Consider the following 19,070-nt stretch of genomic DNA (forward strand, 5'->3'; position numbering starts at 1 on the left):
CTACTTCAAGGTCAGTGATGCTTCTGATAGAATCCTGAACAAAGATATATCTGTCGTAATAAATAGAGAAAAAGATGTTAGAAAATATTCGAGAAGGTTCACAGGGCTGGATTGCAAAATCAATCCTAGGTTTAGTTATTTTAACTTTTGCTTTAGCGGGAATTGGTACTTATACCAACTCAGTAGACACATCTGTCGCTGACGTTAACGGTGAAAAAATATCACAAGATGCTTTTAATAAAGCTTATCAAGCGCAACGTAATCGTATGGCACAACAATTTGGTGATATGTTCGAAACATTATCAGCAGATGAAAATTATATGGCGAACTTTCGTAACGGTATTTTAGATAACCTAATCAATGAAAAACTGATTGATCAAAGTACAGTTAATATGTCTATTCGCGCTTCTGATCAAAGTATAAAGCAAACGATCCGCACGATGACTGAATTTCAGGTTGATGGTGTTTTCGATAATAATCGTTATTTAGCGATGATTAACCAAGCCGGTTTCTATCAATCTTCAGATTTTCGTGATTACTTACGTGTTCAAATGACTCGTCGTCAATTAACACAAGCACTTGTTGCCAGTGAGTTCAACTTGCCATACCAAGAAAAATGGGCAAACGCTTTACAAAACCAAAAGCGTAACGTCCGCTATGCGACAATTAATGCTGAACAGTTTAAAGCCGGTATTGAGTTAACTGACGATGCAATTAATCAGTACTACTTAGCTAATCAAGCCCGTTTTGAAAACGAAGAGAAAGTAAAACTTAACTACATCACACTTGATGTTAACGAAATTGCAAAAACAATTGAAGTCAGTGACGATGATGTTAAAGCTTACTACCAAGAGAATATTGCTAGCTATCGTCAAGACGAACAGCGCCGTGTTGCTCATATTTTAATTGAGTTTGGTGATGATGAAGTTGTGGCAAAAGTAACGGCAGAAGCTTTATTAGCCCGTGTTAATGCAGGTGAAGATTTTGCTACTTTAGCCAAAGAAAGTTCAGACGATACTTTTAGCGGTGAAAATGGTGGCGATTTAGAATGGATTGAACGTGGTGCCATGGGCGATGCGTTTGACGAAGGTGCGTTCGCGTTAACCGAAATTAATAGTGTAAGTGATATTGTTGAAAGTGACTTTGGCTTTCATATCATCAAATTAACTGACCTAAAAGCTGAACAAGTTCAAGTATTTGCTGATGTAGAAGTAGAATTGCAAGCAAAAGTGAGTCAAACAAAAGCACAAGATAAGTTTTATGATTTACAACAAGAAATGGCTCGATTAAGCTTTGAAGCTCCTGATAGTTTAGATGAAGCTGCTGAAGCCGTTAACTCAAAAATAATGACGACAGACTGGTTAAACAAATTTGGCAACACAGCGCCATTTGATAGTCCTAAAGTAATCGAAGCTGCTTTCTCTGACTTAGTCCTTCAAGAGAACTTAAACTCAGACATTATTGAAGTTAGCGATACTTTAGCGATTGTTATTCGTTTAGAAGAGTACCAACCAGCAGAAGTTAAGCCACTTACTGAAGTTACTGCGCAAATTCGTGATACCTTAATTAGCGAGAAAGCAACAGAGCTCGCACAAACAACAGCTGACTCTTTACTTGTTTCATTTAAAGCCGGTAATGATATTAGCGAGCCGTTAACAGCGATTAACGCCGTATTTGTTGAAAAAGCTGATGTTGCTCGCTCAGGCAGTGATATTGCGCCTAGCTTAAGTCGTGAGGCTTTTAAATTACCTCATCCAAGTGAAGGTAAGATTTCAGCAACGACGGTAACATTAAATAATGGTGATTTAGCCTTATTAGAAGTTCAAGCTGTTATAGCGAGTAATGTTGATAAAGCACTTGATCCAAGAATGGCACAACAACAAACGCAGCAACTTGCACAATCTGCTTACCAAAGCTTTGTTGAATCATTGAAAGTTAATGCTGAAATTACTAGTAAAGCAATAGCGGCGCCAGTATCTCAGTTTTAAGTAGCTAAGTGACTCAGTTATCAAGCGATTAACTAACGATACTTATTAATAACTAGTATTGAATTAAATGAAGGCTGCAAATTGATTGCAGCCTTTTTTATTACTCATAGCAAAAAGTCAAAAAAACTAAAATTATGCATTCCTCCTTGCTAGAAAAATATTTACCTGAACTTAACCCTCATGAAAATTCATTACCCATCTTAGATCTGGCTTGTGGCAATGGCAGGAATGGTTTGTTTTGCCTAGAGAAAAATTTAGCGGTAACTTTTGCTGATATTAACACGCAGTCATTAGCGAATGTTAAGCAAGCAATAAGTCATGATGCAGATAAATACCAATCGACATTAGCGACCTTTTGGCTAGTTGACTTTGAACAAAAGCTTTCTCAGTCATTAATAGAAAATAGTCATAGTGCAGTAATCGTTTTTCGCTACTTACACCGACCACTTATAGAGCAGATTAAAGCGGCAGTAGTTCCTAATGGTCTCGTTATTTATCAAACCTTCACCTTAGGACAAGCTTTTCTTGGTCGCCCCAAAAACCCTGATTTCTTATTAAAAAAAGGAGAATTACTTGAGCATTTTGCTGATTGGCAAATTATTCATTCTTTTGAAGGGACAATAATTTCAGACACGGGTAATAATAGCCAAGCCATAGCGCAAGTCGTGGCGAGAAAACCTTTATAATTGCTCAACATGCAAGTTGTGGCATGATCTGTTTAACCTGCTTAACTTTATTCATTCAGCGCAGACGGTTTTTTTTTACCGCAAAGTATTTTTACCGCAAAGTATCTTTTATCGATATGTTTAGGGATAACAATTTCAGACACGGGTAATCATAGCCAATCCATAGCGCAAGTCGTGGCGAGAAAATCTCTATAATTGCTCAACAAGCCAGTTGTGGCATAATCTGTTTAACTTTATTCATTCAGCGGAGACTTTTCTTTTTATGGCAAAGTACCTTTTATCAATAGACCAAGGCACGACAAGTTCACGAGCGATATTGTTCACCACCCAAGGTGAACGTTACGCGAGTGCCCAAGAAGAGTTTCCGCAATACTTTCCTCAAGATGGCTGGGTCGAACACAACCCTAACGAACTATGGCAGAGTGTCTTAAGTACCTGTCAAAAAGTGCTAGATGAAAACCAGTTGAGTGCTAGCGATATCTTAGGTATTGGCATAACCAACCAGCGAGAAACGACCCTCGTATGGGATAAAAATACTGGCGATGTTATTTATAATGCGATTGTTTGGCAAGATAGACGTACTGCTTTTTTTTGTGATTCAATTGATTGTCAAGAAATCAAAAATAGCATTATGGATAAAACGGGTTTAATTTTAGATGCGTACTTCTCTGCGACCAAAATTAATTGGTTATTGGATAATGTACCTGGCGCAAGAGAAAAAGCAGACGCAGGTCAGTTACTTTTTGGCACTGTTGATACTTTTTTATTGTGGCAATTAACGGCGGGAAAATCTCATAAAACCGATGCAACTAATGCTTCTCGCACTATGTTATTTAATATTCACCAACAATGTTGGGATGATGAATTACTGGCTTTATTTTCAATACCCAAAAGTATGTTGCCTGACGTGATGGACTGCGCCGCTGAATTTGGTGTCACGCAATCATCTTTATTTAATGGTGAAATACCTATTTTAGCGATGGCAGGTGATCAACAGGCGGCTTTATTTGGTCAAGCTTGTTTTACTGAGGGCATGGCGAAATGTACTTACGGTACAGGCGCATTTTTAATGCTAAATACTGGCAATAAAGCTTTAAAGTCAACTAATCGGCTACTGACAACTATTGCCTATCGTTTAAATGGCGACGTTACTTACGCTATCGAAGGCAGTATTTTTATGGCAGGGGCAACTATTCAATGGCTAAGAGATCAATTAAAGATCATTGATAAAGCAAGTGACAGTGAAAAAATTGCTGAAAATACGGTTGTTGAGCATGGTGTTTTTTTAGTCCCAGCATTCACAGGTTTGGGTGCCCCGTATTGGGATCCTAATGCCCGCGCTGTTATTTCAGGCCTTAGTCGTGACTCAGGTCGAAATGAAATAATTTCTGCCGCTTTGCAGTCGGTTGCTTTTCAAAGTAAAGACTTACAAAATGCCATGGCCAAAGATGGCTTAGCGCTCTCATTTTTAAAAGTAGACGGCGGCATGGCTGAAAATAACTGGTTGCTTAATTTTATCAGCGATATGTTATCGATAACAGTTGAACGCCCTGATATTGTTGAAACCACAGCGTTAGGTGTTGCTTATTTAACCGGCTTACAAGCAGGCGTCTTTTCTTCTGTTGATGAATTATCAACCTTGTGGCGCTGTGAAAAATGTTTTAAACCACAAATCAGCGAGCAGAAAAAAAATCGTCTTTATGCGCAATGGCAAGATGCCGTAAGTAAAGTACAAAGCTAATACCTTATCTTGCGAGTAGTTATCAATTTAGGCAAAAGCTAGCGATTGTTATTGTCACTGAAATTCTGCACTTTGCGCGTTAACAGGTATACAATGCTAATTTTATTATTCTATAAATCTCATTATGTATATTGATCCCAAATGGCGTGTTTTAACGGTTGGTGATGGCGACTTATCTTTTTCTGCCTCCTTACTAAAACATCATCAACCGCAGCAGCTGACAGCAACCATCTATGACAGCATGGCTTGTTTACAGGAAAAGTACGGTGATGTTTATTATCAGCAGTTACAGCAGGACAATTGCCAAGTCATCACTGATTTTGACGTTACTGATGAAAATACTTGGGGGACGTTAGCTAAAAAATCATTTGATTTGGTGATCTTTCAATTTCCATTATTACCCGCTTTTCCTTCTGAACAAGCTTTTCAAGCTCAGTGCCAACAATTAAGTGTTAATACCTTAAACAGAGCTTTACTGAGAAAATATCTGTTGAACTGCTTTCAATACTTTCTTGATGAAAATGGTGCAAAACTTGCGTTGATCACTTCAAAGAATGTTAAACCTTATTTGCAATGGAATATTGAAAAAGCGTTAATCACTAATACCGATATCAACTATATTGGTCGTTTTTTCTTTGATATTACTAAATTTCCAGATTATAAAGTCAGGAATGTAAACAGAGATAAACATGTTAAATCAACTCAAGGTACAACTTATATATACAGCCATGCGTCTTTAGAAAATTGTAAAGCGATGTTTGATGCTCACAGCGATGACTATATAACCTATAACCGCAAAAGTAGGGTGCCTGAAGATAAAAAATGCCTAGCTTGTCATACAGGCGCTTTTGCCACAGAGCACGACAAGCAAATGCATTTAGCCACTAAGAAACATCAGCAAATGTCTGCTTACGAGCAGCAATGGACTTATTTTTTGCAACAAGAACAAGCTAACAAAGAAATCTTAAATAGGGGCAATAAAGATGCATAACAAAAAAGTACTGATCCCGCTACCGCGCTATGGTTGCGATCCTTCAGAAGTTGCTATTCCTTGGTTATTGCTAAAAGAACAACAGGTTGAAATGACCTTTATAACGCCTGATGGCAAGGTCGCAACGGCCGACGACATTATGCTGACAGGAAAAAGTTTGGGTTTGCTCAAACCCTTATTACAGGCTAGACAAGATGCAATAAATGCCTATCGTCAACTGGAAAAATCAGCTGAATTTAATAAGCCTTTATCTTACACCGATGTGAAAGCCAGTGACTTCGATGGATTATTATTACCGGGTGGGCATGACAAAGGAGTAAAAGAATATTTAGAATCAGAGGTATTGCAAAGATTGGTGGTTGATTTTTTTAATGAAAATAAACCCGTCGCGGCTGTTTGCCATGGCGTATTAATTCCAGCGAGAAGTATTGATCCTAAAAGTCAAAAATCGGTCATCTATAATTATCAATGTACCGGGCTATTAAAGCGTCAAGAGCTTATGGCTTTCCAATTAACTCGACTTTGGTTAGATGATTATTATTTAACGTATCCAGAAACAACCACAGAAGATGAATTAGTGGCAGCACTTGCCAATAAAAATCAGTTTGTTGCCGGCAGTTTGCCAATAGCTCGTGATGATTTACAGCACTTGTCACGTGGCTTTATCGTCAAAGATAGAAACTACTTATCGGCGAGATGGCCTGGAGATATTTATAATTTTAGTTTGAAATTTATTGATATGTTGACAGATTAACCTTGCAGTAAATCTGTCACTTGAATGCTTATATTGATGTTACTTAGGAGAATCCGAGTAAGGGTTTGAAGATGCACTAGCTGGCTTTGAACGTTCAGGTTTTTCTGTTCGACGAGCAAAGCCCTGTTCACTTTTATCTTTATAACTCCCCTTACTGCTATTACTTCTGCTATCTCGACCTTGTGATGAAGGTTTGTTATCAGAAAAATTCGATGATCTGATTGTCGGGATAGGTGCTTGTCCTAAAATGAGTACGGCAGGGTCTTTAGGTTTTTGGCGTGCAGGTATTACTCGCAGACGTGGTGGAATTTCATATTGTTCATCATCGGCTTTAGGTAAGTTCTTAAATTGATATAAATAAAAACGTTCCATTTTTTCACGTGCCCACTCGGTCTTACGCAAAAACTTTAAGCTAGATTCAATACTAGGCTTGTTTTTAAAACAATTAATATTGGTATATTCCGCTAGAATTTCCCAACCGTAATGATCAAACACTTCGTTTAAAAGTGTATCTAATTTAAGCCCGTGCAGGGGATTATTGAGTTGTTCGTCTTCTAGCGTCATGAGATTCTTTTTTACTAAACAGTTATAGACATATTATATACGGATATGCTGACAATGTACTTGCCTTTATTATTTTTTGTTTCGATAACGTTCTTTTGCTTTTCGACCTTTTTTATAAAGTGCTGGTCTTAGAAAGCGTCTTAGTGAAGGAAATAGGTAAGAAACAGTGGTTAACCAACCGCTCGAACGAGGTAATGAAATTTCGATTTGCTGACTTTTGGCTACGCGGATTATTGCGTCGGTGACTTGCTCGGGACTGCTCATCGGTTGAGAAAATACGATGTCTTCTACTTCATCTATTTCAGACATAATAAAGCCCGTATTGATTGGCCCCGGAGAAACTAAACCAATACTAATTCCCGAGCCGCTTAATTCATCAGCAAGGGCATAGGTAAATGCACGCAGCCCAGACTTAGTTGCGCAATAGGTTGCAGCGCCTTGTAAGGGTGTTCGACCAGCTAAAGAGCCCACATTAACGATGCCGCCAAAGCCGCCATTAGTTATACTGCTGCGAATATAAGGTAAAATTAATGCCGACAGTACTATTGGCGCACGTAAATTTACATCGACCATTTTTGCTAATTGTTCAGCGGTATTATTTTCAACATTACCGCGCTGATGATAGCCAGCATTATTAATAAGATAATGAATACTGCCAAATTTTTCTTGAGCACTCTCTAGCATTTTTTGGCAATCAGCTAAATTAGCGACATCCATCTTGATCGTTAAAACCGAAGTTTCAACACTGAGTTCTTTTTCAATCTCGTCGAGTGCTTGTTGTCCTCTCGCTAATAAAACCAAATTAGCTTTCAATTTGGCAAAGGCTCGGGCAGTTTCTGCACCGACACCTGCAGATGCACCGGTAATAACAACTGTTTTACCTTGAAAATAATGTTCCATCTTTATGCTTCCAGTTTCATTTGTTTTTATTTGTTTTATTTATTTACATCTCATGTCGACAAGGTTATTTTACTCTGGTCTAACCAGAGGTATTTATGCCAGAAAAAACCGTATTGTTAACTATCGAAAACAACATTGCTTATGTTGCCCTTAATCGTGCAGATAAACATAACGCTATTAATATGACGATGTTTTATCAACTTGATAAAATTATTAAACAATTACAAAAAGATAAATCACTGCGAGCAGTAATTGTTCATGGTAAAGGTGTCGACTTTTGTAGTGGTTTAGATGTTAAGTCTGTGATGAAAGCGCCGGTTAATATTTTTAAACTCTTGTTTAAATGGTTACCCGGTCAATCAAATTTAGCGCAACGTGTATCAACGGGCTGGCGTAAAATTCCTGCTCCGGTGATTATGGCATTACATGGCAGAGTTTGGGGGGGCGGTTTACAAATAGCACTGGGTGGCGATTTTCGCTTTGTTGAGCCCAGCGCTACTTTATCTATTTTAGAGGCGAGGTGGGGACTCATTCCAGATATGGGTGGCACTTTAGCACTTAAAGAACACTTACCAGCAGATCAAGCCAAGTTGTTGGCGATGACTGGTCAAGAAATTTCTGCGCAGCAAGCGCTTGAATTCAAGTTAATTACCGATATTTGTGCAGATCCCTTAATGTCAGCAAAAAGTTTAGCAGAGAAAATTTGCCAGCAATCACCGGATGCGGTTGCCGGTGTCAAAAAACTTTATAATCATGTTTGGTGGCGCAGTGACCGTTTTACTTTAGCTCGTGAAACTTATTATCAATTAAAGGTTATGTTAGGTAAAAATCAAAAGATAAAAACCTACAATCAAACCCATAGCACCAGTGAAGCGAAAGACTTTAAAGATAGAGGTGATTGGTCGTAAAATTTAACTGAATATTTTCAGGTTAAATTTACGATTATTTTTCGATGATGTGTAGCTAACTAAAGTGATCTAAAAAGTGAGTAACGAATGTATCCCCTTGAATATATAGAGCCAGTTTTTCGTCCGCCGAGTGAGTGGAAGAGCCTTATTTTGCAAGTTACCAATGGCTGCTCTTGGAATAATTGTTCTTTTTGTGAAATGTATACGGCCGAAAACAAAAAATTTAAACCGAAAAAAGTCACATTGATTGAAGAGGAGATGATTAAAGTTGTCGACTCAGGCTTACCGGTTGGTCGGGTATTTTTAGCCGACGGTGACGCAATGATGTTACCGTTTAAACGCTTGAAAGAAATACTTGAGCTAATAAAGCAATATTTTCCGCAAGTCACTCGTGTTGCAAGTTATTGTCTACCAAGAAATGTCAGTAATAAAACCGTTGAACAGCTAGCAGAGTTAAAGGCGTTAGGCTTGTCTCTCTTGTATGTTGGCTGTGAAAGTGGTGACGATGAGGTCTTACAATTAATTGACAAGGGCGAAACCTATCAAAGCTCTTTAATTGCGCTTAACAAAATTAAGCAAGCAGGTATTAAAAGTTCAGTGATGATCTTAAATGGACTTGGTGGACCTGAGTTATCCAAACAGCATGCCGTTAACTCAGCTAAATTAATGAATGAAGCACAACCCGACTATTTATCGACACTCGTGGTTAGCTTCCCTTTAGGGCAAGAACGTTTTGCTAAAAACTTTACTGACCGACAATATCAACCCTATCGACTGTTAAGTCAGCAAGAATTATTTATTGAAATGGCAACATTATTATCTTCGCTGGAATTAGAAAAAACTATTTTTAGGTCTGATCATGCTTCAAATTACTTAGTCTTAAAGGGCATTCTAGGGAAAGATAAAGAGAAACTAGTTAATACGGTGCAAATGGCATTAGCGCATTCTACAGAAATTCCGCTTCGTCAAGAATGGCAACGAGGATTATAGTTAGCTGATAAATGTAGTCTGTACTTTATTTACAGCAAATAGCTCCGTCACCATCAATAACGTTGATATGCGAAGGTATATTGGCAATATAAGTGTGGTTGACGTTAATTGATAATAAAGTCTGTTGATTTTATTTTATCGTGGTTTAGGATTCAGTTTTAATGAATAAATTTCTGATTAAGTCTATTTTACTATTTTTTATTGTGCTTGCTCCGCTGCAGGCACTTCAACAATTATCGCCAACACAAAAAATTACGTTTTATACTGAAAACTATCCACCTGCTAATTATTTAGTTAATGATAAGCTTAAGGGAATTTCAGTAGAGACTTTAAAAGCGTTATGGAAACATTTAGACATTGTAGAACAAGAAATTCTGCTTGTGCCTTGGGCACGTGGCTATAGATTTACTTTAGATAAAGCCAACACTGCTTTGTTTACCATTTCTAGAACTCAAGCTCGCGAAAGTTTATTTAAATGGGTTGGGCCTATTTTTCACTCTACTCATGTACTGATAGCCAAAAAATCAAAAAACTTTGAGTTTGCTAATTTAGGGCAGATTTTTTACCATAAAGTTGCCACCGTAGCAGGTGATATTTCAGAAATTTCGCTTCATCAAGTGGGCTTTCCTTCCTCTAACCTAGCAAAAGTCTCCACCTTAAAACAAACTTTTTTAATGATGCAATCAGATCGTGTCGACATGATTGTTATCTCTATACATGGTTTCGCTTATTTAGCAGAACAACTTGGGTTTGATGAAACTGACTATGAACAGGTCTGGCAGGTCAATAAGGTGGGTAATTATTTGGCTTTTAATATAAACACAGCCAATGATGTGATAGCACTATATCAAAAGGCCTTCGATGATATTGCACCGCAACGGTTAGCGATTAAAGCTACTTATGCTTTACCCCAGGCTGAGTATTAATGAGTTGAGTATATTAAGTGTCTTGTCTATTGATGACATTATCAAATATTAACTTGGCAGGTTTATTCTTAAGTTATTAAAATTAGTGACTTTGTTAATTCTGTGTAGTAAGAATGTAGTTATTATTATTATTATTATTCTTAAATGAGAGCTCTTTTCATTATCGGTTTTGCTATAAATAAAACCTTGCTATCTATCGATATAAAGCCATACTAAATTGATGTTAGGTAAACGGACTTAACACTAACCCTTGCCATTACATCAGGAATAAATATTACCTTACTTGCTATTTTACCCGCTGATAGTTGCCATAATTCTGTCAAAAAGACGGGATCATACTATGAACGTTGATACGCGGTTCCCAAACTTTCTGGTTAAGCCCTTTTTATTACTAATGGCCTTCGCTTTGTCCATCATTCTGACTGGATTGATAATATTTCAATATCAAAAAAATATCATTCTAGAACGCAGCGAAGATAACCTCGCCAGCATTGCTAATCTAAAAGTCGAACGAATCGAATATTGGCTTGACGGACTTGAACGTGATGCCAGTATTATCAGTAAAGATTATTATTTTACCACTCTACTGGAACAGTGGTTACGTGCTGGCGCTCCCGATAATGCTGACCGTAATAATATTTTAAAGCGCCTTAAAAATATTGAAGACAATAATAAATATGCTGCCCTATCGCTGCTCAACCTAGCAGGTCAGACAATATTATCGACTAACAACATAACAATGAACCCAGACAATGATTCGATAAAAGAGCAGGCCATAAACGTTATTCGCACTGAAAAAATGATACTTGGTGAGATTAACCTAGGGCAAAAAGAAAAACTAAAAATGTCGATGCTAGTGCCTTTATTTGTCGAAAGTAAAGGGGCTCGTCAGATCATTGGTGTACTTTATTTTAGTATTCATCCAGAGCAGTTTCTATTTCCTATGCTAGATGCTTGGCCAGTTGATCGCCTGAGTGCAGAAACCTTACTGGTACGCAGAGATAGCGGTAAGGCACTGTACCTTAATGAGGTACGTCGTAAGAAAGACTTATCGCTTAGTATGAGTATTCCGCTTAACCAAGAAGATATCCCGGGTACGAATGCTGTCAATGGCAAAACGGGTTTCTTTCGTGGTGTCGATTATCAAAACATACCGGTTATTTCCTATTTATCGCAGGTCCCTAGAATGGATTGGGGCATGGTGGCAAAAGTTGATGAAGCCGAAGTCTATGCACCGATTTATAGACGTGCTCGACAGCTAATTTGGATGGGAGGCATATTATTTGTGGCGGTGTCACTCGCTACTTGGTTGTACATTCGACGTGCTTTGGTTGTTGAACTAGCCCGATTGCAAGCAGATAAGCAATTAAAAAAGAGTGAAGAGTCGCTTCGACTTCTTGTCTCAAGTGTACGTGATTACGCCATTATAATGCTTGATGTCGATGGACGTATTAGCTCATGGAATAAAGGGGCTGAATATATTACCGGTTATACCTTTGCTGATGTGATTGGAGAGTTTTTCTCTTGTTTATATCCCCATGAAGAAATAATCGCAGGTCAACCACAAAAAGAATTACAGGTCGCTAGAGAGCTAGGCCGTTTTGAGATAAATGGCTGGAAAATCAGTAAAAATGGCACACGCTTTTGGGCCAATACGGTAATAGCAGCGATAAATAGCACTGATAACAAAGTGATTGGTTTCGCTCAAGTTACGCGTGACATCAGTGAGCAGCGACAAAGCGAGCAACTGCGTGCTGAAAGTGAAGCTTTACGTCACGCTAGTCAAATGAAAAGCGAATTTCTTGCCAGTATGTCTCATGAATTACGTACGCCACTTAATGCTATTATAGGTTTTTCAGAAGTCATTAGAGATGGCTTGGTGGGGGAACTTAGCCAACAGCAAAGTAAATATATTGGCAATATCTTTGAAAGTGGTCAGCATTTGCTTTCGCTAATCAACGATGTGCTTGATCTCTCGAAAGTAGAAGCGGGTAAGATGATCCTCGATATAGAGACATTTCAATTGACCAGCTTATTGCATGACTGTACTTCTATGATAAAAGAGAAAGCGTTATCGCGAAATATCGAATTAATCGAGGATGTGCAAGCAGATTTAGGTTTTATGCAATGTGATGGGCGCAAACTCAAGCAGATTATTTACAACCTATTATCTAATGCTGTTAAGTTTACACCACGAGGTGGCACCATTATTTTTTCTGCCTGCCATGCTGTTCGCGCTAACGTGATTATGATCACTGAAGATAATTCATGGAAAACTCGACTGATTAATGAAGTTGATGATGTTGAAACCACCTTTGATGAGTTTTTAGAAATCACGGTACATGATACCGGTATAGGTATTTCTGAGAATAATTTAAATAAGCTTTTTCAACCCTTCACCCAAATAGACAGTAGCCTATCCCGAAAATTTGGTGGCACTGGGCTGGGTTTAGTTATGGTGAAAGCACTTGCTCATTTGCATGGTGGATTTATGGCGGTATCGAGCGCAGAAGATAAAGGTGCTTGTTTTAAAGTGTGGATACCATGGCGTGATGTCAGCGTTAAAGACGTTTCTCTTTCAGTTAACCCACCCATACAAATAAAAGATGAGAATATTGACCGTAATTTGGTTAAATAGCATGAGTTGCCCTTTATTACTGAAGTTGAGAAGAGCGCTTCGGTACTGGTAAATTTAGCGCTAGAAAAAGACAGTTAAACTGGACTCCTAGAAAGACTGAATATAAAAGGGCGCGTTAATTTATCATTAAAGAATAAATATGCTCTAGGTTAATATTTTAGCGGTATGGCCAAAGATTACGTGAATAGATAAATAGTGAGTACTTCAGTTTAGTGAGCTTTAGGTAAACGCAGTAAGAGGAAATGGAATGGCTCGCATATTAATTGTTGAAGATAACCCGATGAACATGGAACTCGCCACTTTGTTAGTTGAAAAAGCGGGTCATAGCGTTATTCAAGCAAAAGATGCGCAAAGTGCCTTGCGTATAAGTCGAACAGAATTACCAGACTTGATCCTGATGGATGTACAGCTTCCGGGTCTGTCGGGTTTAGAAGCCGTGGTATTGCTAAAAGCATCTCCTGCGACAAAGTCTATACCTATTATCGCGTTAACTGCTCTAGCAATGAGTGGAGATAAAGAACTATGTTTGGCTGCAGGTTGCGACGACTATATATCTAAACCCTTGCGTTATAAAGTATTGTGGGCAGTAGTCGAAAAACATGTAATATAACCTCAATCTCTTAATAGGAAAATCGATATGAATAATCGACCCAGAAAAGTCCTTATTGTTGACGATGAAGACTTCAATCGAGAACTTTTTAAGGTGATGCTTGAATATGAAGGCTATCTTATTCAGACAGTTAATGGGGGAGAAGAGGCTTTAAAAAGTGTAGAGCAAGACCCACCGGATTTAATTCTCCTCGACATCATGATGCCTGGGCTGAATGGTAATATAGTTGCAGAAAGGTTAAAACTTAATCCTGAGACCATGTATATTCCAATTATTATGGTGACCTCGTTAGATGATCATGCGGCTAAATTGACGGCACTTAAAGTAGGCGCTGATGATTTTCTTACAAAGCCAATCGACCGAGCTGAAATTATATTACGGGTTAGGAACATGTTGCGCTTAAAGGATTACAGCGATCTGCTTTCAGACTACAACAATAAACTTGAAGATAAGGTTAAAGAACGTACGACTAAGCTTGAAAATGCTTATAAGGAAACTATCATCACTATGGTCTGCGCTGCTGAACTTAAGGATGAGGAAACTGGGGCACACGTACGCCGTATTGCACACTATTCATATCTGTTAGGGCGATTGCTTGGTCTGAGTGAAGAAATGAATAAAGCATTGTTTTATGCGAGCCCGATGCACGACATTGGTAAGATTGGTATATCAGATGCTATTCTTTTCAAAACAACGCCTTTTACACCCCAAGAGCGTGAAACCATGAACACACATAGTGCTATTGGCGCAAAAATTCTGCAAAAAGGAGATTCTCCTTTTATCAGAATGGGCGCTGAAATCGCATTAAATCATCACGAAAGATGGGATGGTACTGGCTATCCTAATGGTCTATCTGGTGAAGATATTCCATTACCTGCTCGTATTATGGCGTTGTGTGATGTTTATGATGCGCTGCGCTCAAAACGCCCTTATAAACCTGCTTTTAGTCATGAAAAGGCAGTAAAAATAATTACTGAAGGTGATGGCAGAACCATGCCAGAACATTTTGACCCTAAGGTGCTCGCCGCTTTTGCCGCATATCCAGAGAATTTTGAAAAGGTCTATGAAAAATATAAGGACGGCCACTAACGACTACTAACCTCTGTATAAGTAACGCTGTTTTAACAACAGCGTTAGCCGCCACCGCATATAAGCCTGATGACTGATAGTGCTTGTTGTTAAATCACAGCGTTAGCTTTAGCGGCTATTGCATTTAAGTTTGATGGCAGTTAGGACTTGTTACTAAACCACAACGTTAATTGAGCGTTTTTGGAATGCTGTCCAGTAACTCATCGTAATGGCTATAAACTTTAGGCATATCCATTTTATTGAGAAACTCAGAGCAGGTTAAGTAAGCTAATAAATAGCGTGCGTCTTCAACCCATGGTGGTAAGTATTTACCGGGTTGGCATAGCCCCATTTCCTCTAATTTGTATAGTACTGGAATGTCTTCAATATCTAATTTTCCACAAAATAATAACTTAAGACAATCTGCTCGACCATTAGCGGCGATAGCTTTTAAGAAATTATGCACGCGGATAAGTCCTTCTAAGTATACACCATCTTTGGTAAAGGGTGCGCCGCCAGTTAAAACACCCCCCCTGAAAACTCTCCGAGTATTTTCATAAGCTTGTGATTCATTGCCAATACGACCTAAAAAGTAGTCATACACTTCTAAAAAGTCTGCACCTTCAATCGACATTTGTATCGCGATAATACGGTCAGCTAGTCTGCGTAGTCTATCTAAATCGATAGAATTAGTGATATATTCAGAAAATACCGCCAAGCCCTCTTGTGTTTTAGTGGTCCCAGGATGACCAGCGGCTAATATTTTAAGGTGAGGCTGATTAAGTCCATTAATCGAAGTGGCAACATGAATATGGGCTTCATGATTAATGAGTTGTTGCGCGTCAAGATCAGTAAAACAGGCTGTCCTCCTAATCCGTATTAACTTTGGGTTTGCTAACGCGTTGGCAGATAGCTCATCAACCACTTCAACTTTCGGCGCATCTGTACCAAACATTTTAGTCACGGCTGCTTGCATTTGCTCAGCGATATCTGAAGCTAGATAACACATGGGTGGTGGACTACCAAAGTTGTAACTAGCATAACTACTAATTTGTTTGTCAAAAATATTCGCTAATTCAAGCGGTGTTGATTTACCGTCAGTAAATGGGTTGGTAGGTTTGCCGTAAAGCGCCTCAGAAAATTCATAAAACTTTTTAGTGCCTACCGATCCCATCATCAGAGCACCATATTCAAGCTTAGTTGAAATACGCTTTAGCCATTCATCTATGTCTGAATTCCCCATCAAGCTTCTAGCTTCACTCACTAAACTTAAGGTTTTACTGGGATCAAAAGTAGGGTAGTTAACCTTAGGTAGCTCTTTACACTTATCTGCAAAGAATTGCTGTTTAATATCTCTGTTCCATTCTAAATGGGTGAGTATTCTGATCGGTTGGCTAGCGCTGTATAGAATAGAACTTATCTGACAAATCCGTTCTTTTTCCACTTCTAATGTATTCATGGGTCTTTAAATTCCATAGTCATTACGAGTTACTTGCTGAGTTAACTCACAAAATTTGCGTTAGCACCAAAAGTAAATTGTTATGTTATTGGTTTTACTCTGTAAATTGGCGCATTAACACATGGTAAAGTTAAGGGGTTTTAAAATGATCTTTTGTTAATGTTTTTGCTGAGCCAACACCACATCCGACGATTAAGTTCATCACGCTTTTAGCACTGCCTTCAATGTGTTTAACATCTGCTTTAGGAGCAAAAATAACGAAACCATTAAATGGGCTAGGGCTGGTAGGTACAAATACCGCAAAATGGTCCTCTAATTCGTCAGTGATATAGCCCAAAACTAATTGTTCAGATTGAAATGCTTTAAGCATTACTGGGCGCGTAAAAGAACCACCATCTTTATTTTTAAATTGGCTCAGTATATCTCTTATTAGCGTATAGCCAGGAATAGGAACAAGTAAGCGTTGTTCTAATTGACCATGAACATAGCGTCCCCATACTGTTTGTACGAGTACTCCTATGATAAAGCATAATAAAAATACGGCAGTAAAGGCAAGAATTTCAGCTAAAGGAATGTGAGAGACAAATTGTGTTGAGAAAAAAGTAGATATCGGTTCAAAGGCCATTGAGAGTGAATTTAATAGCCAAAAAGCGACTTTAAAGATAATAACGACGGGCAATAATATAACCATTCCACCAATAAATGCTGTTAATAAAAAGTTTTTAATTTTTTTTAATATACTTAATAATTGCAAGTTAATATCCTAAATACGGTTGAAATAAGCGAAGATACGCTGAATGTTTGCCCAAGAACTCTTTTATACGTCATGTTTACATTGTAATGCTAAACAATCACTATCTTTATCTATAATCATAGAGGAGTCCACTCTTACGCCACTACCGGCATAATGACCATTTGCGGTAAAAGTACAAACTTGCACATACTTATCCTCAACATAGGGCAAGGGAAACAATGTTTGGTAGATTTGATCTCTTGTCTCAAAATTACCTGACTTTTCGGCAATCACTTGCTTGTTCTCATCTATTATCTTTATATTTGCACCACAGCGGCCAACGATTGGCTTACTTACGTAGCCAGTTTGCTTAAGTTCATCTGTTAATTCAAAGCTGGTATTTAATAAGTAGGGATGATTTGGAAATAGCATACATAGCACAGGTAAAATCGCTTTGTTGCTAGGAATAAGTGTCCAAAGTGGCTCAAAAACCATAATATTATCGTTTAGTAGTACGTCAGATAAGCTAGGTTTAATGGATTTATTATGCTGAGTTTTATTAATAACATCATCTTGATTTGCTCTTATTTCGTCAAGTGCAGTCTCCCACGCCCATGTTTTCCATATCCATTGAATCTTTATGCCGGCTGAATCTTCAATTTCATTATTTATATTGCACGTTAATGAATCAATCCCTACCAATATTTTACATTGATGGCCCGCCGCTTCTATGGCGTTTTTCATAAAGAGTGCATGATAGGTTTCTTCGGGGTCATTATCTTGTAATATATGAATAACGGAGTCGATAGCACGAGCTTGCCAAGCTTTAACTAAATGGCTAAATAAGGCTGTGCCTGCATCAGTTCCTCCTTTTACTTGGAAGTGTTTTAGCCATTTACCTTGTACTTTTCCAACCTCCATATAGCATGATGCCGAATCACAATTATATTCGTAGACCTTCAAGCCATGTTCAGACATTGAAAAATCAAAACGGCTTGTTACTAATTGATTAGCACGGTTAGACCATGAGCGCTGAATTTTTTCATTTAGGTTTTTGGGTAAGCCAAATTTTTCCAACAGCTCTGGATGTTCCAGCACGTAATCGGTAGCATGCATAAACATTTGATGCAGTTCATCTGTGGCCGTTTCGAGTGCTAAATGAGCTTGGGGGGATATACGGTAATAGCGTAAAGCGCTTGCATCATCACATGACAGTCTATGGCCAGCCATCATTTGAAAAAATGCATATTCGTCGTCATTGGCGAGGTTTAACCAAGGGGTATTGGCTTTATTTTGTGCTGGCGCAGTACAAGCTTCAATATTAAACACTGCGGGTTCTGGCAGAGAAAAAATCAGTGCATCTGTTTCATCATCAGTTTGTATTAACCACCCTAAAATGGTTGACCCATCAGAAGGGCAGTGCAGCCAGTAGTCGCCGTTACTGCCTAATTTTGCTTTTATTTCACGCGAATAGTTTTGCCCATTTGGCCAAGGTGCAAAGGCCATATTTTGTTCGGCGATATGCACTTTATCGTTAAAAACTGCAGTAATAATAGCTACGTGACCCGTTTCTTCAAATTCTCCACCTTCATCCCAAATCAGTAAACTTCCTACTTCAGGTAATCTCTTTGCACCATTTTCAAAGGCATTTAAGGCGAGTTCGTTATTATTTACAATATCTCTCACAGAACGTAAATTAAATATTTCGTAAGCCATCGCTACATCGTTAAAAATATAACCTTTGTTGGTGTAAAGCCATCGACGAGCAAATTCAACACATTGCCATTTATGTCCCATATAAATGTCATCTACATAGCTTCTAAAGTGACTACGCGATTTATAGATTAATGGGTCTACGGTATCATAATCGCTAGAATAAGCGGTTACATTGCCCATCGATATACCGATAGGTGTGCCAAAAGAGACATCTTGTATGTTTTTAATTTTAGTCATTTAGTCCAGACTTTAGTGGCTATTAGCGTAAAAAAAAATGCTTTCGCTATAGCATTGCCCTTTAAAATAGTTGAGTGAAATAATGCTTAAGATGAACGATAAGCTCATTTAATCTAACTTTACATTAAGCTTAATATTCTGGTCAAGATCAGATTAAACTA

The 19,070-nt window shown here is 38.2% G+C and carries 16 protein-coding genes; 11 read left to right on the plus strand and 5 right to left on the minus strand.

The features are described 5' to 3' along the window. The first annotated feature begins 74 nt into the window (after positions 1-74). From H4J66_RS10975 to H4J66_RS10995, 5 genes are all read left to right on the plus strand, one after another. Positions 75-1,988 (plus strand): SurA N-terminal domain-containing protein, encoded by a 1,914-nt coding sequence (locus H4J66_RS10975; RefSeq protein ID WP_182174345.1) that lies wholly within the window; start codon positions 75-77, stop codon positions 1,986-1,988. 134 nt (positions 1,989-2,122) lie between these two features. Continuing rightward, entirely contained in the window at positions 2,123-2,674 is a 552-nt protein-coding gene (locus tag H4J66_RS10980; protein WP_220463280.1) for an SAM-dependent methyltransferase, read from the plus strand. Between the two features lie 262 nt (positions 2,675-2,936). Further along, complete coding sequence (gene glpK / locus H4J66_RS10985) at positions 2,937-4,415, plus strand: glycerol kinase GlpK (protein WP_182174348.1); 1,479 nt, start codon at positions 2,937-2,939, stop codon at positions 4,413-4,415. A gap of 124 nt (positions 4,416-4,539) precedes the next feature. Then, positions 4,540-5,406, plus strand: a complete 867-nt coding sequence (locus H4J66_RS10990) for a class I SAM-dependent methyltransferase (RefSeq protein WP_182174351.1) — start codon at positions 4,540-4,542, stop codon at positions 5,404-5,406. After that, the gene (locus tag H4J66_RS10995; protein WP_182174354.1) at positions 5,399-6,160 is read left to right on the plus strand and encodes a type 1 glutamine amidotransferase domain-containing protein; all 762 of its coding nucleotides are present in this window, start codon (positions 5,399-5,401) and stop codon (positions 6,158-6,160) included. Before H4J66_RS10990 ends, H4J66_RS10995 begins: the two co-directional genes overlap by 8 nt. 39 nt (positions 6,161-6,199) lie before the next feature. On the opposite strand, the gene H4J66_RS11000 is transcribed toward H4J66_RS10995, so the two are convergent. Continuing rightward, positions 6,200-6,724, minus strand: coding sequence for a VF530 family DNA-binding protein (locus H4J66_RS11000; protein WP_182174357.1), 525 nt, complete (start codon positions 6,722-6,724; stop codon positions 6,200-6,202). Between the two features lie 69 nt (positions 6,725-6,793). Next, complete coding sequence (locus H4J66_RS11005) at positions 6,794-7,624, minus strand: SDR family oxidoreductase (RefSeq protein WP_182174360.1); 831 nt, start codon at positions 7,622-7,624, stop codon at positions 6,794-6,796. Between the two features lie 95 nt (positions 7,625-7,719). Between H4J66_RS11005 and H4J66_RS11010 the strand changes: the two genes are divergently transcribed. The 6 genes from H4J66_RS11010 to H4J66_RS11035 all read left to right on the plus strand — a co-directional run bounded on the left by H4J66_RS11010 (position 7,720) and on the right by H4J66_RS11035 (position 14,785). Further along, positions 7,720-8,532: a crotonase/enoyl-CoA hydratase family protein gene (locus tag H4J66_RS11010; RefSeq protein ID WP_182174363.1), complete on the plus strand. Its 813-nt coding sequence runs from the start codon at positions 7,720-7,722 to the stop codon at positions 8,530-8,532. An 87-nt stretch (positions 8,533-8,619) separates the two neighbouring features. Beyond that, positions 8,620-9,522, plus strand: coding sequence for a radical SAM protein (locus tag H4J66_RS11015; protein ID WP_182174367.1), 903 nt, complete (start codon positions 8,620-8,622; stop codon positions 9,520-9,522). 161 nt (positions 9,523-9,683) lie between these two features. Then, complete coding sequence (locus H4J66_RS11020; protein ID WP_182174370.1) at positions 9,684-10,448, plus strand: ABC transporter substrate-binding protein; 765 nt, start codon at positions 9,684-9,686, stop codon at positions 10,446-10,448. 340 nt (positions 10,449-10,788) lie between these two features. Next, positions 10,789-13,086 carry an ATP-binding protein gene (locus H4J66_RS11025; protein ID WP_182174373.1) on the plus strand — a complete coding sequence of 766 codons (2,298 nt, stop codon included), beginning with the start codon at positions 10,789-10,791 and terminating at the stop codon, positions 13,084-13,086. Positions 13,087-13,333: 247 nt separating this feature from the next. Continuing rightward, positions 13,334-13,696, plus strand: coding sequence for a response regulator (locus H4J66_RS11030; protein WP_182174376.1), 363 nt, complete (start codon positions 13,334-13,336; stop codon positions 13,694-13,696). Between the two features lie 27 nt (positions 13,697-13,723). After that, on the plus strand, positions 13,724-14,785 hold the full coding sequence (locus H4J66_RS11035) for an HD domain-containing phosphohydrolase (protein WP_182174379.1): 1,062 nt from the start codon (positions 13,724-13,726) through the stop codon (positions 14,783-14,785). Positions 14,786-14,951: 166 nt separating this feature from the next. Here the strand turns inward: H4J66_RS11035 and H4J66_RS11040 are convergent, their stop codons facing one another. The 3 genes from H4J66_RS11040 to H4J66_RS11050 form a co-directional block, all read right to left on the minus strand. Next, on the minus strand, positions 14,952-16,223 hold the full coding sequence (locus H4J66_RS11040; RefSeq protein ID WP_182174382.1) for a flavohemoglobin expression-modulating QEGLA motif protein: 1,272 nt from the start codon (positions 16,221-16,223) through the stop codon (positions 14,952-14,954). 130 nt (positions 16,224-16,353) lie between these two features. Beyond that, the gene (locus H4J66_RS11045) at positions 16,354-16,977 is read right to left on the minus strand and encodes a DUF502 domain-containing protein (protein WP_182174385.1); all 624 of its coding nucleotides are present in this window, start codon (positions 16,975-16,977) and stop codon (positions 16,354-16,356) included. Between the two features lie 63 nt (positions 16,978-17,040). Continuing rightward, positions 17,041-18,909, minus strand: a complete 1,869-nt coding sequence (locus H4J66_RS11050; RefSeq protein ID WP_182174400.1) for a glutathionylspermidine synthase family protein — start codon at positions 18,907-18,909, stop codon at positions 17,041-17,043. Between the last annotated feature and the right edge of the window lie 161 nt (positions 18,910-19,070).

Origin of the sequence: Colwellia sp. MB3u-55 (genome assembly GCF_014076785.1) — a bacterium.
In the GTDB taxonomy this organism is placed as follows: Bacteria; Pseudomonadota; Gammaproteobacteria; order Enterobacterales; family Alteromonadaceae; genus Colwellia_A.

What these genes read in the sequence shown, in the direction of transcription:
- H4J66_RS10975 (WP_182174345.1), top strand. Translation starts at nt 75, where the DNA reads ATGTTAGAAAATATTCGAGAAGGTTCACAGGGCTGGATTGCAAAATCA.
- H4J66_RS10980 (WP_220463280.1), top strand. Translation starts at nt 2,123, where the DNA reads ATGCATTCCTCCTTGCTAGAAAAATATTTACCTGAACTTAACCCTCAT.
- glpK (WP_182174348.1), top strand. Translation starts at nt 2,937, where the DNA reads ATGGCAAAGTACCTTTTATCAATAGACCAAGGCACGACAAGTTCACGA.
- H4J66_RS10990 (WP_182174351.1), top strand. Translation starts at nt 4,540, where the DNA reads ATGTATATTGATCCCAAATGGCGTGTTTTAACGGTTGGTGATGGCGAC.
- H4J66_RS10995 (WP_182174354.1), top strand. Translation starts at nt 5,399, where the DNA reads ATGCATAACAAAAAAGTACTGATCCCGCTACCGCGCTATGGTTGCGAT.
- H4J66_RS11000 (WP_182174357.1), bottom strand. Translation starts at nt 6,724, where the DNA reads ATGACGCTAGAAGACGAACAACTCAATAATCCCCTGCACGGGCTTAAA.
- H4J66_RS11005 (WP_182174360.1), bottom strand. Translation starts at nt 7,624, where the DNA reads ATGGAACATTATTTTCAAGGTAAAACAGTTGTTATTACCGGTGCATCT.
- H4J66_RS11010 (WP_182174363.1), top strand. Translation starts at nt 7,720, where the DNA reads ATGCCAGAAAAAACCGTATTGTTAACTATCGAAAACAACATTGCTTAT.
- H4J66_RS11015 (WP_182174367.1), top strand. Translation starts at nt 8,620, where the DNA reads ATGTATCCCCTTGAATATATAGAGCCAGTTTTTCGTCCGCCGAGTGAG.
- H4J66_RS11020 (WP_182174370.1), top strand. Translation starts at nt 9,684, where the DNA reads ATGAATAAATTTCTGATTAAGTCTATTTTACTATTTTTTATTGTGCTT.
- H4J66_RS11025 (WP_182174373.1), top strand. Translation starts at nt 10,789, where the DNA reads ATGAACGTTGATACGCGGTTCCCAAACTTTCTGGTTAAGCCCTTTTTA.
- H4J66_RS11030 (WP_182174376.1), top strand. Translation starts at nt 13,334, where the DNA reads ATGGCTCGCATATTAATTGTTGAAGATAACCCGATGAACATGGAACTC.
- H4J66_RS11035 (WP_182174379.1), top strand. Translation starts at nt 13,724, where the DNA reads ATGAATAATCGACCCAGAAAAGTCCTTATTGTTGACGATGAAGACTTC.
- H4J66_RS11040 (WP_182174382.1), bottom strand. Translation starts at nt 16,223, where the DNA reads ATGAATACATTAGAAGTGGAAAAAGAACGGATTTGTCAGATAAGTTCT.
- H4J66_RS11050 (WP_182174400.1), bottom strand. Translation starts at nt 18,909, where the DNA reads ATGACTAAAATTAAAAACATACAAGATGTCTCTTTTGGCACACCTATC.